The sequence below is a fragment of the Bacteroides helcogenes P 36-108 genome (genome assembly GCF_000186225.1).
In the GTDB taxonomy this organism is placed as follows: domain Bacteria; phylum Bacteroidota; class Bacteroidia; order Bacteroidales; family Bacteroidaceae; genus Bacteroides; species Bacteroides helcogenes.
The window spans coordinates 1,667,651-1,683,863 of sequence record NC_014933.1 but is presented as its reverse complement, the minus strand read 5'-3'; the positions used below and the strand labels follow the sequence as shown (position 1 = coordinate 1,683,863).

The window sequence follows — 16,213 nt, the reverse complement described above, 5'->3', positions numbered from 1 at the left end:
CATGCCTTTTTTACCGCTTCCCACATCTTTTCTACCCAATATTACCCCCTGAATAACACGCAAAGCTCTATTTTGCAATAATATAATAAATCTATTATCATGAGTAACTTTCAAAACACAACAGGCAAGATGACCAACTATCGCTGGATCATTTGCGCCATGTTATTTTTCGCGACAACAGTCAACTACCTTGACCGTCAGGTTCTTTCTCTGACATGGAAAGATTTCATCGCACCGGAATTCCACTGGACGGACATACACTATGGGTATATTACCGCCGTTTTCTCCATGATCTATGCAATAGGCAATTTATTTGCCGGGCGTTTCATCGACTGGATGGGAACTAAAAAAGGATATCTGTGGGCCATTGCCATATGGTCTGTCGGTGCATGCCTGCATGCGCTTTGCGGCTGGGCTACTAAAACTACCTTAGACATCAAAGATGCCGCCGATATGATTGGCGCAAGTGGTGCAATGGCATCCACCATAGCCATCACAAGTGTTTACTATTTCATTGCCGCCCGCATCGTGCTGGGCATCGGCGAAGCAGGCAACTTCCCCGCCGCTATCAAGGTGACAGCCGAATACTTCCCCAAAAAAGACCGCGCTTTTTCCACTTCCATATTCAATGCAGGTTCCACCATCGGTGCACTGATAGCTCCACTCTGCATCCCCACATTGGCACGCTATTTCCAACGCCTCGGTGTGGGCAACGGCTGGGAGATGGCATTTATTGTCATCGGCGGACTTGGTTTCGTTTGGATGGGACTGTGGATGTTCATGTACAAGAAACCGCATAAGAATCCACACGTAAACGCTGCCGAACTTGCCTATATTGAGCAGGACAAAAATGATAAAACAGACAATAAAGAGAAAAACAATGCCATACAGACAGAAGAGAAGAGCATTTCCTTCATACAATGCTTCAAATATCCACAAACATGGGCTGTCTTCGTCGGCAAGTTCATGACAGACGGTGTATGGTGGTTCTTCCTTTTTTGGGCTCCTGCCTATATATCAGACGTGTACGGCTTCTCATCAGACACTCCTGTCGCCCAGCTACTGATATTCGTGCTCTATGCCATCACCATGCTGTCCATCTACGGTGGAAAACTTCCTACCATCATCATCAACAAAACCGGGAAAAATCCATACGCAGCCCGCATGCAAGCCATGCTTATATTTGCCCTGTTCCCTCTGTTGGCATTGTTTGCACAACCGTTAGGCAATAAAGAAATCTTCGGCGAACATGCCTATTGGTTTCCGATTATCATCATCGGAATTGCAGGTGCTGCCCATCAGTCATGGTCGGCCAACATCTACTCCGTGGTAGGCGACATGTTCCCCAAAAGCACCATCGCAACCATTGTAGGTATCGGCGGCATGGCCGGCGGCATTAGCTCCTTCCTTATCAACATGGGGTCTGGTATTCTATTTGATTATGCCAGCGAAACTCAAATCACTTTTATGGGCTTTACAGGAAAACCCGCCGGTTACTTCATTATCTTTTGTATCTGTGCAGTGTCCTATCTGATCGGTTGGTGTATAATGAAAGCACTGGTTCCGAAATACAAACCTATTATAGTGGACTAACAGAAGGGATAAAAAAAAAGCCTTTTCTCGCGAAAAGGCTTTTTTTATCCTCCGCACCTTGCTAAAAATTAAGGTGAACGAAAGACACAATTTAAGATGAAAAAAAGGGAAGTCTCACGACTTCCACAATTCTTCTAACCTTAAATCTAAATCTCTATGAAAAAAACGTGTTGCAAATATAGCGCTTTCTCACATATCGGGCTATTAATAAAGCCTATAAACAGGAGATAAACACTTAATATTTATTAAAGGAATAAGGGTGTTTCAACAATCATAAGCCACAGTTTCCAACAACCGCGCATAAATAGGATTAAGTTTCAGCAATTGCGGTACTCCTGTCATAAACATCTGCTTGCGGGCACGTGTAAGAGCTACATTCAATTTACGATCAACCAAGACCCCATTATCTTCTGTCAGATTGGCAAGAAACTTCAATTGGGAAATACGATTCACACAGAAAGAGTAAATAATAACATCTCGTTCACTACCCTGAAAACGTTCCACCGTATCTACCAGCACATCATCCAGTCCGGCTATACCCAAAGCAGCAATTTCATTTTTTATCAAAGCTATCTGACTGCGATAAGGAGCAATAATACCCAATGTCAAAGAAGAGTCAAAACATGACATAGCAGAATACTGACGGTAAACAGCGCCGGCCAAACGGGCAACAATCCGCGCCTCCGAATGATTCATTTTGGCAGATTGCGCCAATTCTTCGGGAACAGAAGGCAAAAATGCGACACGCCGTGTCAGCAAGTCGGCAAACTCACAGTCACATAAATCTGCAGGAAGAAAAAGCTCTCCCTGTTGGTGGGGCAATCCGACCGATTGCAGCAATCCCCCGTAGAAAGCACGGTTGGGAAACAAAGCGACCTCCACATTCATGCGTCCCTGCCTGCACAACATATCATAACATGGTTCAAGATGACTCATCGGTGACTGCAAGTTCCTCCGCATAACATTCCGGTAAAGCCGTTCAAAAAGAGAGTCCTTCAAATTATGAAGCCCGATGTCACGCAAAGACTCGTCATTAACTTCAGACTGCTCGGATGACTGCAATACAACGGCAGGAAGCTGTTTGTGATCACCTATCAATATAAATTTACCAATAGCATCCATACCTGCAGGATTGCGGGAGCAAAGCAATCCCAAAAGCTGTGGTTCCAATATTTGGGTGGCTTCATCTACAATAGCCACGTCAAAAGTCTTCAGGCGGAAAAGCTCAGTCTTGGCAGATAGCGTGGCAACTGTACCCACAAAGATATAGCAACGTGCAATGCGATCCTGTACTTCAAGACGGGTAGAACAGCTATCCAATACATTCTCTATCAGATGTCCGCGATACTTTTCATCACAAGACAATTCACTTCCTATACGAATAAAGTCTGTCTCAGGCGTGATGGCAACAAGCGCCTTGCAAATCTCATCCACCGCACGGTTGGTATAAGAAAGCAACAAAATTTGTTTTCCTTCCTGATAGAAAGCCTCCACCATGCCTCGCAATGCACGAGATGTTTTTCCCGTTCCCGGAGGTCCTATCAACAAAAAATAGTCGCTCGCAGCCCTGGCTTTCAGAATAACCCTTGCAAAATCATCCTGAGAGGCGGCTATCCGACTATCAAAAGAAGAATCGAATGCGGGAGGACGTTGCCCCAACAGCAAATCACGACGGCTTTTTGTTGCAGAAAGAAATGCGGACAATCCAAGATACATTCCACGGAAAGATGTATCCATACAGTCATGTTCTATGGCATAACGACTATCAGAGGGCAAGACACCTGCATTTTGCTGGGTAGCACGAAGGCGCATACAGATTTCATTATCGGAAATACGTTCTATATTACCCTTGAAGACCATTTTGTTGGTAACATTGTCACTGTCTTTGTTCCGTTCATAAAGCACCACTGCATCTCCTTGACGAAAATTCGGTAAAGCCTCCCCCTCAGACCGCGAAGAAGGAACCAAAAGTGAAAAGACCAAATAAGGTTTATGCACATCTGCCGCATGGTTATCACGGATTGTCAGATCATACAAGATTTCTCCGGCCTCACTCTTTTCTGCCAATGTGGAAAGCCACAATGCCGCCGCCCCGGCACGTCCCTCATAGTTCATGTCTCCCGACTTGGAAGTGTAAAGTTCTTTGGTTATAAAATTATATAGTGTATAAAAATAGCTGCGCTCTATGGGAGACAAGGCCAGAATACGTTGCGTCACAGCATCAATGGAGGGATAAAGGTAGCGTTTCCACAAAGCGTTGTCCAGTTGCCGTTCGTTCAAGATGTCCGGATGAATATCCTTCAACCGTTCTGCCGTATATTGAGAGCTGTTTCTCAACTGTATGCCATATTCATTCGCCACTATCCGGTTGCGCACATCCATAACCCGCCTTACCATAGCCCACGAAGGGCGAGCCGGATACAGCAACGGATAACGGGTATATAATAAATAGGCCTTGACCTGCCTGTGATCCATCCCCATTGAATATTCCAGTACAGCCTGATAGAGCAACATCTGTACCCTGTTGTTCTCTTTAGGTTCCACTTTGCCCCGAATAGTATATTCATCGGCTTTGCCCGACTTCATTTCTATAAACGAAGACATATCCCGTTGCATATAGTCCAGACGTCCTTGCAAACCTAACGCCTCGCAAATATAAGAGGGTTCCAACACAGCGTCTGTTTTATCCAACCCATATCCCGCCGCACGAAAAGTTTCCGTCACCGTCTGACGGATATTTTCAAAATGGCGTTTACAGTCAGCAAAGAACTCCGCTTCTTTCTCCCTATCCTTCAAATCGGCACAAGCGGCCAGTTCGATAGGATAAGACCGGAAAGCCTTCTTCATGCACGACAAATAATCGGGAGATTTTTCAGAGTGGATCCATTCATCCAGAAAAAGATTGGCTATATTACCCAGCAGAAGTGGGCGGGTATTGTCCGGAGACTGCAAACGGGCCAAGATATAATTGGCAGGATGGTGACCGTAATCCTTAAAACACTCTGCCAGTGAACTGATGTCTATCAGATAATCCGGTTCCAGAATAATGAAGGAGGGAGTGAGAATGCCCGCCTCATCCACGGAGACATCCAGCAAGTTGACCTGCGCATGACTCCACAATAACCGGCAAGTTTCCGCAAATTCCCCGTTTATCTGCGGCACGTTATAGCGGACACGCAAGGGCTCATCCGCCAGGCTGTCTATGGGAAATACATATAAATAATTGTCATCGGCATACCGGAAACTGACACGCATACGCCTGATATGTTCCTTGGCAGGGGAAGCTACGATATAGGTGGCATCTGCATGGGGCAGCAACCTATATAGTTCTGCAGGAATATCCTCTCCTGTCAACCGTTTAATAAAAAAAGCCAGTGTCTTGACATCGCGCAACAACTGCTCACGCCGGGGTTCAACTTGTCGGTTCAGCGTGCCATTAGAAGTCAACCGGAAAGTATGGAGCCGATTCTGCTCTGTAATAGAAAGGCCGATCTTTGACGCCACGAAATTAATTCGTGCGGAAAGGTCGGTCATTTGTAAACTGCTGTCTGCAATCTGCGTATGGCACAAATGTTCAAGCAATTCCCGCATCCGCCGATAAGCAATATTCAAAGAGGAATCGTCCCACTTACAGACTGCCGACAGTAAATCATAATATTCCTTCACCTCATTTTCCATGAGTGCAAAGATAGCGCAAACCAAATATAAAAACTTCAAGCTTGCCCCGAAAAAGCAATTACTTCTTCTGATTCTTCGGCTTCTTGTTTGTCTCGCTCATTGCTTCTTCAACTTCATAAGCCGGAACATGATGTTTGTCTTTTGTCTTCTTCGGCTTTTTATTACCAGCAGCTCCCATTATCAATACCTCCTATTGTTTTTAAAATTCAATATTAAAATTATCGGAGAGGCAAAAAGCAAAGAACATGCCATAACGTTGCAATGGCAGTTAATTTAGTTAAAAGATGCGCTTATTTGTTTAAACCATCTCTTTCATCCGCCTTTTTATCTTTTATCATCAAGATACTCAGTTCATAAAGCAGATAAAGAGGCACGGCTACCACTGTCAAAGTAAAAGGATCTCCGGTTGGCGTTATTATGGCAGCAGCGATAACAATGATTACAATGGCATGGCGACGGTACTTACGCAAGAAACTCTTGTTTACGATCCCAAGCAAAGAAAGAAGCCATGTCACCAGCGGCAATTCGAATGCCAATCCCATGCAGAGTACCAGCATCATGAAATTATCTATATAAGAATTCAGAGAGATTTGATTTTCAATGGTTGCGCTCAACTGATAGGTAGAAAGAAAACGTAATGTCAACGGATAAACCATGAAGTAACCCAGCAATACACCGATAAAAAACATGAAAGTACCAATACCCAGAGCCTTCTTCACCCCTCTGCGCTCACCGGGATAAAGGGCAGGACTTACAAAACGCCATATTTCATAGAAAAGGTAAGGAGCAGCCGTCACCACCGACATCCAGAAAGCCGTGGATATGTGGATAAAGAATGGAGCTGCCAGATTGATATTAATCAGTTTGATGTGGAATTCTTGCGTGAAAAACTCATCATGCAAGTCCAGTTCCTGCCCTATCCAGCGTAACAAATCGTAAAAGATAAAATCATTATGGCAAGGAGCCAGCACAACATTATCAAACAGATAGGGCATAGCTGTAAAGTAGCCTACAGCCAAAACAAACCATACACCGAGAACACGAAACAACACCCGGCGAAGTTCATCCAAGTGATCCCAGAAAGTAAGTTCTTTCTCTGCCATCAATCCACCGCCTTATTTCTTTTCTTCAGTCGGCTTGTCCAAATCCTCCTTAGCCTTATTGATTTCATCTTTGGCTTCATTGACCCCATCCTTGAAGCTTTTTACACCTTTGCCCAATCCTCTCATCAATTCAGGAATCTTTTTGCCACCAAACAATAGCAGAATAACCAGTGCAATAATAATCCATTCGGAACCACTGGGCAACATGCCCAATAAAAGAAAGTTTGTCATAGCCATATCAAATTAATTTTGATGCAAAGATAGAAAATAATTAATATTTATCTTTAGTCCTGATAATAAATCCGTTTGACACGTGTCGAAACACTTGTCAAGACCTCATAAGGTATTGTATCAAGAACATCGGAAAGCACTGTAATAGGCAGATGATCACCGAATATTTCTACCGTATCCCCTTCTTTGCAATCAATATCCGTCACATCGATCATGCAGACATCCATGCAGATGTTACCCACATAAGAAGCCTTGCAGCCATTTACCAGACAGTAGGCATGTCCGTTTCCAAGATGCCGGTTCAGCCCATCGGCATAGCCGATAGGAATGGCGGCAATACGCGACGGACGATTCAAATGTCCCTTCCTGCTGTACCCCACGGTATCTTCCGCCGGAACGTCACGTATCTGAAGAATGGTTGTTTTCAGCGTACTTACATTGTTCAATATGGAATTATCAATAGGGCTGATGCCATATAATCCCAATCCCAAACGCACCATATCGAACTGTGCCCCCGGAAAACGTTCGATACCTGCGGAGTTGCAAATATGGCGAAGTATCTTATGTGCGAATGCTTCCTGCAATTCCACGGATGCCTTTTCAAACATTACTATTTGCCGGCGTGTAAAAGCGTCGAACTGAGGAGAGTCACTGCCCACAAAGTGCGAGAAGACAGAACGGGGTATCACGGCATTCTGTCCCTTCAAACGTTCAATCAGACGGGGCATGTCTTCGGGAGCAAATCCCAAGCGGTGCATTCCCGTATCCAGTTTCACATGAACCGGAAAGTTTGTGATACCCTCTTTTTCAGCCTCCTTAATCAAGGCTTCCAACAGGCCAAAGCTATAAACTTCAGGTTCCAGTTTGTAATCGAACATCGTCTTGAATGCCGTCATTTCAGGATTCATGATGATGATGCTTGCCGTAATCCCCGCCTTACGTAGTTCAGACCCCTCATCAGCCACTGCTACCGCCAGATAGTCCACGCGATGTTCCTGCAAAGTCTTTGCAATCTCATAAGAGCCTGCGCCATAGGCCGAAGCCTTCACCATACATACAATCTTAGTTTCCGGTTTCAGCTTGCCCCGATAATAATTAAGGTTTGCAATCATTGCGCCAAGATTGACTTCCAGTATCGTCTCATGCACTTTCTTTTCCAATACTTCCGTCAAAGCATCAAAACCGAACTTGCGTGCACCTTTAATCAGAATGATTTCATTCTCCAATCGCAGTTTTCCTTTTACGACAGCATTCATCAGCGCATCCGTATTCGGGTAAAAAGCATTCTCTATGTTGAAACGGGCAGCACAAGTAGAAATTTCACTCCCCACGCCGATAATACGCTCAATCTTACGGCTGTTCACCAATTGTGCCACTTGCCGATAAAGAGTGGACGTATTCTGCCCCGTTTCCAGTATATCGGAAAGGATCAGAGTGCGCTTCAAACCATTGGAAAGCGAACGTCGATAAAGAAAATTCAGGGCGATATCCAGCGAGCCAAGGTCCGAATTATAACTATCGTTTATCAATACACAACCATTCTTTCCTTCTTTCACTTCCAGACGCATGGCAACCGGCTCCAATCTGCCCATGCGTTCCGTTATCTTCTCAGCAGGCAGCATAAGGTAAAGGCAAGCGGCAAGGCAATTCAGCGAGTTCTCTACAGAAGCATCGTCAATGAAAGGCAAAGTAAATGTATTATCCATATCCAGATAGCGATAGGAAATCACCGTGCAATCATCCTTCTTTTCTACCTTACCTATATACAAAGGACGTTCCATATCTTTCCTGCTCCACGCTATTTCACGGGCAGAAAGCATGGATTTTGCCACACAATTGCTGATAAATTCATCATCTCCATTATAAATCACCACATCACAGTTTTTGAAAAGCGCGAGTTTCTCCATGCATTTCTCTTGCAATGAAAAAAAGTTTTCCTGATGCGCACCGCCTATATTAGTCAAGATACCGATAGTGGGCTTAATGATATTTTGCAAAGCGCGCATCTCTCCCGGTTCCGAAATGCCGGCCTCAAAAATGGCAAGTCCGGATTGCTCATTCATTTGCCAAACAGACAGAGGAACACCGATCTGAGAGTTGTAACTGCGGGGAGAGCGTACGATCACTCGTTCGGCACTAAGCAGTTGATGCAGCCATTCTTTAACAATCGTCTTGCCATTACTGCCTGTGATACCGATTACAGGAACCTGAAACTGTTCCCGATGCTGTTCGGCAAGTTTCTGCAAGGCTTTCAAAGGATTGGATACCACTAAAAAATTGGCCGTAGAAAATTGACTGCCAGAAAAAGGCTGCACATCAAAGCGCTTCATGCTTTCTTTACTGACAACAAAATTGCGCACCCCGCGGGCATACAGGTCAGGAATATAACGTGCACCGTCATTGCGCTTGGTAGTCAAGGCAAAAAACAGAGTCTCTTCGGGAAAGCTCAAGGAACGGCTGTCAGTAAGCAGCCAGTCAATAGTGGCAGACACATTTCCTATGCGCTGTGCACCAATAATTTCAACTATATTTTCAATCGAGTACGACATATTTCTCTTTCTTTTTGGAAGTCTAAGTACGGGTATTTTCCATTAAGTCGCTCTATTTTTAACACAATTTGTCCTAAAAAACGCTTATATTCATCAGATTCAGGATGAAAAGGCTTATGTGATAATGATTTGCGTATATTTTCACTTTCCTCTATAATTCGTAACGACTCGGCAGAGATGCAGGACTGCATAAAACGTTCCCACACATAACGGGCAGCCACTTCTGAGGGATGCACCATGTCTTCCGCATAAAAACGATAATCCCGCAATTCATCAAGCAGGATCTCGTAAGCAGGAAAATAAAAAACATTATCGGCAAAAGCAGTCTTCAATCGGTCTATTGCCAGCAGCAGAGTGGCCTTGCTGAGCTGGTTGGCATGCATCCCATCACGAATATGACGAATAGGACTGACGGTAAACAGGATTTTCAACTTTGTATTCTTTGCCAGCAATTCCGAAAGTAAAGCTGTATAATCCGCTACTATCTCATCGACCGACAGCCTTCGACGCATAAATACCGCTTCCGGCTGCTTATGGCAATTGGCAACGATTTTCCCGGTATCTTTCTGTGCATACACCCATGCCGTTCCAAAGGTTAGCAAGAGGCAGTCTGTCTGCCACAGGTGGGCATGAGCTGCCTGCAATCTGCCGTTGATATGCCGCAAGGTTTCTTCGACATCGGGAGAAGAAAAATCGCCGTGATGCATCGGGCTGTGCCAACACTCACGAAAAAAGAAGAGGTCTTCTATTCCGTAAATTTTTCCACCGGCAATCTCACGAAGAACGGCAGAGATGGAAAGCGGGTTGTAAAGTACACCATAAGGGTTGACATCACAACAGAATTTGGCTTCGAGCAGCCTTGTACCCATATTGGCGGCAAAGCAGGAGCCAAGCGAGAGTAAGCGGTCGGCATGAGACAAGCGCAGCAGACAAAGAGGGCTATCAACAGGAGTAATGAAATCCATCATATTTTTCAGTGAGAATTTAAAGAAAAAACTACCATTAGAACGAATTATTTAGAAATAAGCGACTAATGAACCTACCTTGAAAATTGGGTAATGATTTGGCGACGGTCATGATTTCTATGGCTTGCTGTGCCTTGCTTCGCTGTCAAATAACTCTTATGACTGCAAATATAGGCAATTTCAGTAATAACCTATTTGAAATTCTATTATTTCTTAATGGATATATGATTAGCTTCGGTTCAATCTGTATTGATTGGGAGTCACACCCACTTTCTTTTTGAAAAGGCGGCTGAAATATTGTGGATATTCAAATCCAAGTTGGTAAGCGATTTCATTGATGCTGCTTGTGTCTGACAACAATCGCTCTTTGGATATTTCTATAAGTTTAAGCTGAATATGTTCCAGCGCACTCTTGCCTGTCGTTTCACGGAGTTGGTCGCTCAGGTAATTGGGGCTATAATGGAGTTTGTCTGCCATATATTTCACATTCGGAATTCCATTCTTCTTTGCCACGCCTTGGTTGAAATAATCATCCAATATCTGTTCAAAACGTGTCAGCACATCACTGTTCACTTGTGAGCGAGTGATAAATTGACGTTCATAGAAGCGTTTGCTATAATTGAAAAACACTTCCAAGTTGGATAATATCAAATCCTTGCTGTTCTTGTCGATGGCGTGTTGCAGTTCCGCTAAAATGTTTCGTAGGCATCCTGTAATGATAGCCCGCTCATCTTCCGAGAGGTGCAAAGCTTCGTTCACATCATAAGAAAAATAGGTGAAGTTCTTCATTATCTGCCCCAAATGCGTGCCTCGCAGCAAATCTCTGTGAAACATCAGCACCCAGCCTTTAGGGGCTTCTCCGTCGGCGTTTCTCTCGCTCTCCATCTCCATCACTTGTAGGGGGGCGATAAAAAGCAAAGTGCCCTTTTGATAGTCGTAGGTGTTTCGTCCATATTGAATGGCTCCACAATCAGAATCTTTCAAGAAGACCGAATAGAAATCATAGCAATGCGCGCCCCGGACATCCACTTTGGGGGCGGTTGACATATCCACAACGTTGATTAAGGGATGCAGTGTCTTTACTCCGAATTCGTCGTTGAGCTCAGAGATTGATTGATAGGTGCGAATTTTTCCCATACAGTTTTTGTTTTTAATTCATACTGCAAAGTTATCATATAAGGTTATCAGTGTCGTACAAGTGTATAATAGGTGTCTAATTACTTTGTTCTTGCCTATATCCATTAGGTGTACATCCGGCTATTTTCTTAAACCAACGGCTGAAATGCTGTGGATATGGGAACCCTAAATCATAGGAAATCTCACTAATTGACTTTGATGTATTAAACACCTGTTCTTTTGCTACATCAAACATTTTCTGTTGAATATGTTTCAATGCGGACATTCCTGTTTCTTTACGACATAAATCACTGAAATAATTAGCGGAAAGGCATAGCTTATCGGCACAATATTGTACCGATGGCATTCCTTCCCTTGTCAGGGTGGCGGATGAGAAATATTCATCCAGAAGATTTTCAAAACGGGTCAGTATATCATGATTGGCATTTTCACGAGTAATAAACTGACGGTCGTAGAAACGGATGCTATAGTCAAGCAACAGTTTGACATTATCCATAATCAATGATTTGCTATGTTTATCAATCGGGTGTTGGAGTTCCGCACGGATTTTCTCCATACATTCAATAACCATTCGCCGTTCTTGGTCTGACAAGTGCAGGGCTTCGTTGGCATTATATAAAAAATAAGTATAATCCCGAATTGTATTTATCAACGGCGTTCCTCGCAAGAATTCAGGATGAAAAACCAATACCCAACCTTCGGATTGGTGCAACAGTCCATCATCTTCTGACCCCATAACCTGACCGGGAGCAAGAAAAAGCATTGCTCCTTGCTGATAATCATAGATACTTTGACCATATCTCAAATTACCGCAATCTGTATCTTTCAGCAATACCGCATACACATTATATAGTTTCTTACAAAAGCGTAACGGCTTCGCTTGCTTCCCCTCAATTACACTGACTAACGGATGACAGGTTTCTATTCCAAAATAGTCATTGTATTGCTGGACTGTATCTATCTTCATTATTTCATTCATAACCAACATTTCTATTCTTACTTGCAAAAGTACTTCTTTTCTGCAAAAATAGCCTGTAATGACAATAGATAATGTATCAGAATCATAGAAGGTGTTACCAATTTCACAGATATACCACTTCAAGCGATAAAATTGGTCTTTTAATCTGTAAAACTGATACAGGTTTGATAAAACCAACAGCCTATCTTTGCATATATAAATTTGATAATTAAAGAGATATGGAAAAGGAAAAACAAGAGCGTATAAATAATGCGGAAATGAACCGCCGGGGATTTTTAAAACGGGCGGTATTGGCAAGTGCGGCAATCTGCATCACCCCGACATTGGAGAAAGTAACGGCAGCGGAAAGAGCCATTGCAGATAAACCCATCGCACCGACCGCAAATATTCCAACGGAAATGGCAGCAGTCCGCACACAAAGGATATTGGGTAGTGGAAAAGCAGCACTTACCATTTCCGCAATGGGATTCGGTTGCATGGGGCTGAATCACCACCGTAGTCAATCACCCGATGAAAAGGTTTGCATCCAATTGGTTCACGAGGCAATAGAACGAGGCGTAACCTTGTTTGATACGGCTGAAAGTTATGGTTATCACAAGAATGAGATTCTGACTGGGAAAGCCTTAAAGGGTTATACCAACCGTGTATTCGTTTCATCCAAATTCGGACATAAATATGTGAATGGAGTACAAGTGAAAACGGAAGAAAACAGTTCTCCTACCAATATCCGCCGTGTATGTGAAAATTCCCTGCGCAATCTCGGAGTAGAGACACTCGGATTATTTTATCAGCACAGGGGTGACCCGAACACCCCCATTGAAATAGTTGCAGAAACGATTAAGGAATTGATAAAGGAGGGGAAAATTTTGCATTGGGGTATGTGTGAAGTAAATGCCGAAACCATCCGCCGTGCACACAAAGTATGCCCTATTACAGCTATTCAGAGTGAATATCACTTGATGCACCGCACGGTCGAAGAAAACGGAGTGTTGGCTCTTTGCGAGGAACTGGGTATCGGCTTCGTTCCGTATAGTCCCCTAAACCGCGGCTTTCTTGGTGGATTAATCAATGAATATACACAGTTTGATGCCACGAATGATAATCGGCAGACCTTACCTCGTTTCCAACCCGATGCTATCCGGCAAAATATGCGCATTGTAGAAGTGCTCAATTCGTTTGGCAGAACGAGGGGGATTACCCCTGCACAAGTGGCATTAGCTTGGCTAATGAACAAAAAGCCGTATATTGTTCCCATCCCGGGCACAACGAAACTTTCTCATCTGGAAGAGAACCTACGAGCCTCGGAGATTATTTTCACACCGGAAGAAATGAGGGAATTGGAGAATGCCATTGCCGCTTTTCCGGTAGTGGGCAGCAGATATGACGCTTTACAAGAATCGAAAGTACAGAAATAACTATGAGAAAGACTATCATTTCGTATATGGTCATGGCGGCTTTGCTGTGGGGTTGCCAAATCCGTAAAGAAAACGGTATGCAAATAGAGAAGCAGGGCAGTTTTACCGTAGGTGGTACTGTGATGACCGATTCATTGGGGCGTACTTATCACGGTGACCATGCCTATGTGTTTTATCAGCAGCCCATGAAAGCTCGAAAATACCCTCTTGTATTTGCACATGGTGTAGGTCAATTTTCCAAAACATGGGAAACAACTCCTGACGGACGAGAGGGCTTTCAGAATATCTTTTTGCGGCGTGGCTTTTCCACCTATTTGGTAGACCAACCCCGACGTGGAAACGCCGGACGTAGCACAGAGCCCGCTACGCTGTATCCCGTATTTGATGAAGAGGAATGGTTCACCCGTTTCCGTGTGGGAATATATCCGGACTATTTTGAGGGCGTACAGTTCAGCCGTGACAAAGAGGCACTCAATCAATATTTCCGCCAAATGACACCCAATATCGGTTCTGTTGATTTTGAAGTGTACTCCGATGCTTACGCCGCCTTGTTCGATAAAATCGGCTCGGCGATATTCGTTACCCATTCACAGGGCGGTCCGGTAGGCTGGCAGACATTGCTTAAAACCGACAACATCAAGGCAGTCGTCTCTTATGAGCCGGGAGGAGGTATTCCTTTTCCAGAGGGACAAGTGCCCGAAGAAGGAAGAATACTGACTTTATCGAAGAAAATGGAGGGGATAGAAGTGCCTATGTCTGACTTTATGAAATACACGAAAATTCCTATCATCGTCTATTACGGTGACAATCTGCCCGAAACCGACGAGCGTCCGGAACTCTACGAATGGACACGCCGCCTGCATCTGATGCGCAAATGGGCAAAGATGCTCAATGAGTTGGGTGGCGATGTAACAGTCATCCATCTTCCCGAAGCAGGTCTGTATGGAAATACGCACTTCCCGATGTCGGACTTGAATAATATGAAAGTGGCAGACCTTCTTTCTAAATGGTTGCATGAGAAAAAATTAGATTGAACTCCAACAATAACCTTAAATCCGAATTTGCATATTGACATAAAAAACGTTCATTCTTCCCAACACCTTTAGAATAAGGCGATAAGAAAAAATATACAGAATTACAATAAATCAGGGCACTTTTCGATGAAATAGAGAGAAAATGAAGCACGGAAACAAAATAGTTGGGAATTGGTTCGTCTGGAAGACAGATTTTTGCTACGTTTGCGAGCGTATTGTTTACCTATCAAAATGAAGAATGAATGGACGGTTACGATTTATCATATAGCACGTTAGATTATCCGGCAGTTTGTCGGTATCTGTTTTGCGCTATTATCGCAAAAAAGGTCCTTAAAGATTTGGTGGTATCAGATTTTTGTGTAAACACACACACACACACACACACACACACACACACACACACACACACACACACACACACACACACACATTCTCACCGCCAATTCGTGCGCGTGTAATATACCTATTTTCATTGATTTAGCAAGAAAGGCCGACTCTATTTTCACGAGCTTTTCTTCCATGTGTTGCGTCCAAAGTCTTTCTTTGGGCGTTCTTGCTGTCTATATATCCCAAAGCGGCAGATACACGATGCCACACCCCAACAATAAAAAAGTAATCTCCGGGCACGGCTATTCCGTGCCCGCAACCCCAAAAACATAAATCAACCCACTATGGCAAAAGAACCCACTCAGAAAGCGAAGCTCTCCCTCAAAGCGCTGGAGCTCTCCATCACCACGGACGTGACCAACGACTACTACTTGCAGCCCAAACTCCAGAAGTGCCTCACCCTCGACGACCTCGCCCGCGAAGTCGCCGCCCTCAGCACCCGTCAGGAAGACGAGGCCGACCTTGCCCGCACCGGCCGACTGCTGATGCAGCGCATGGCGTGGTTCCTCTCCGCCGGATACAGCATCAGCACCCCGATGGGCTACTTCCGCCCCACGGCGCAGGGCGTATTCCTTGACAGCGAGCTGAACGCCGCTCCCGACCGCAGCTCTATCCCAACACTCCTACGCAAGTGGGCTTCGTAATGCCCGCCACTGCCCCCAAAGGTTCCGTGTGGAGCGTGAAGCTCTGCACACAGCTTAGCACCAACCTCGGCAGGCTGCTCAAAGAGCCTCGCACGGTGACAATGGCGGACTTCTTCGTAGTGGGCGAAACCACCTCCACCAACCCCGGAGGCGGAACCGGAGGCTCCGGAGAAGATCAGGAAGAGAACCCGTTGGGATGACGAAATCTCCCCCGGCATCCACAGCGGTCAGCCCGACATAGTAAGGTCGGTCGGCTTGACATAGTAAGGTTGGTCGGCTTGACATAGTAAGGTCAAGTCGGCTTGACATAATAAGGACGGACGTACCGCCAAAACCACCGCCACCGCCGGGCACATCACAGTGCGTAAGCCCGGAGTGAGCCACCCGATATAAGGGTGCACACGGGCAGCTTCGCCGCTGCCGGTGGCACACAAATAGTTGAATGACAAGCGTTCTTTGAAAGATTGTGTTGGAGATTGAATATAAAAGCGAGCAATA

Annotated in this window: 14 protein-coding genes; 5 read left to right on the top strand and 9 right to left on the bottom strand. The window is 44.7% G+C overall.

Annotated elements, in window-relative coordinates; translation table 11 throughout:
• The first annotated feature begins 99 nt into the window (after positions 1–99).
• The gene (locus BACHE_RS06660; protein WP_013546927.1) at positions 100–1,593 is read left to right on the top strand and encodes an MFS transporter; all 1,494 of its coding nucleotides are present in this window, start codon (positions 100–102) and stop codon (positions 1,591–1,593) included.
• A 264-nt stretch (positions 1,594–1,857) separates the two neighbouring features.
• Here the strand turns inward: BACHE_RS06660 and BACHE_RS06655 are convergent, their stop codons facing one another.
• The 8 genes from BACHE_RS06655 to BACHE_RS06620 all read right to left on the bottom strand — a co-directional run bounded on the left by BACHE_RS06655 (position 1,858) and on the right by BACHE_RS06620 (position 12,235).
• Positions 1,858–5,271 (bottom strand): AAA domain-containing protein, encoded by a 3,414-nt coding sequence (locus BACHE_RS06655; RefSeq protein WP_013546926.1) that lies wholly within the window; start codon positions 5,269–5,271, stop codon positions 1,858–1,860.
• A 58-nt stretch (positions 5,272–5,329) separates the two neighbouring features.
• Positions 5,330–5,449, bottom strand: a complete 120-nt coding sequence (locus BACHE_RS06650) for a hypothetical protein (protein ID WP_013546925.1) — start codon at positions 5,447–5,449, stop codon at positions 5,330–5,332.
• A 112-nt stretch (positions 5,450–5,561) separates the two neighbouring features.
• Positions 5,562–6,374: a twin-arginine translocase subunit TatC gene (tatC, locus tag BACHE_RS06645; RefSeq protein ID WP_013546924.1), complete on the bottom strand. Its 813-nt coding sequence runs from the start codon at positions 6,372–6,374 to the stop codon at positions 5,562–5,564.
• Between the two features lie 12 nt (positions 6,375–6,386).
• On the bottom strand, positions 6,387–6,605 hold the full coding sequence (locus BACHE_RS06640; RefSeq protein ID WP_013546923.1) for a Sec-independent protein translocase subunit TatA/TatB: 219 nt from the start codon (positions 6,603–6,605) through the stop codon (positions 6,387–6,389).
• A 53-nt stretch (positions 6,606–6,658) separates the two neighbouring features.
• On the bottom strand, positions 6,659–9,154 hold the full coding sequence (locus BACHE_RS06635; protein WP_013546922.1) for a bifunctional UDP-N-acetylmuramoyl-tripeptide:D-alanyl-D-alanine ligase/alanine racemase: 2,496 nt from the start codon (positions 9,152–9,154) through the stop codon (positions 6,659–6,661).
• Positions 9,130–10,119, bottom strand: coding sequence for a GSCFA domain-containing protein (locus BACHE_RS06630; RefSeq protein ID WP_041579716.1), 990 nt, complete (start codon positions 10,117–10,119; stop codon positions 9,130–9,132). The genes BACHE_RS06635 and BACHE_RS06630 overlap by 25 nt, the downstream gene beginning before the upstream one ends.
• 228 nt (positions 10,120–10,347) lie before the next feature.
• Entirely contained in the window at positions 10,348–11,256 is a 909-nt protein-coding gene (locus BACHE_RS06625; RefSeq protein ID WP_013546920.1) for a helix-turn-helix domain-containing protein, read from the bottom strand.
• Between the two features lie 76 nt (positions 11,257–11,332).
• Positions 11,333–12,235: a helix-turn-helix domain-containing protein gene (locus BACHE_RS06620; RefSeq protein ID WP_041579714.1), complete on the bottom strand. Its 903-nt coding sequence runs from the start codon at positions 12,233–12,235 to the stop codon at positions 11,333–11,335.
• Between the two features lie 218 nt (positions 12,236–12,453).
• Here BACHE_RS06620 and BACHE_RS06615 point away from each other — a divergent pair, with 218 nt between their 5' ends.
• From BACHE_RS06615 to BACHE_RS17740, 4 genes are all read left to right on the top strand, one after another.
• Entirely contained in the window at positions 12,454–13,650 is a 1,197-nt protein-coding gene (locus BACHE_RS06615) for an aldo/keto reductase (protein WP_013546918.1), read from the top strand.
• Positions 13,651–13,676: 26 nt separating this feature from the next.
• A complete protein-coding gene (locus tag BACHE_RS06610; RefSeq protein WP_407707864.1) occupies positions 13,677–14,684 on the top strand; it encodes an alpha/beta hydrolase in 1,008 nt (335 codons plus the stop codon).
• A 671-nt stretch (positions 14,685–15,355) separates the two neighbouring features.
• Positions 15,356–15,715 (top strand): DNA-binding domain-containing protein, encoded by a 360-nt coding sequence (locus BACHE_RS17745; RefSeq protein WP_013546916.1) that lies wholly within the window; start codon positions 15,356–15,358, stop codon positions 15,713–15,715.
• Complete coding sequence (locus tag BACHE_RS17740) at positions 15,703–15,915, top strand: hypothetical protein (protein WP_245530919.1); 213 nt, start codon at positions 15,703–15,705, stop codon at positions 15,913–15,915. The genes BACHE_RS17745 and BACHE_RS17740 overlap by 13 nt, the downstream gene beginning before the upstream one ends.
• A gap of 27 nt (positions 15,916–15,942) precedes the next feature.
• Here the strand turns inward: BACHE_RS17740 and BACHE_RS17310 are convergent, their stop codons facing one another.
• Positions 15,943–16,164, bottom strand: coding sequence for a hypothetical protein (locus tag BACHE_RS17310; RefSeq protein WP_148229820.1), 222 nt, complete (start codon positions 16,162–16,164; stop codon positions 15,943–15,945).
• Between the last annotated feature and the right edge of the window lie 49 nt (positions 16,165–16,213).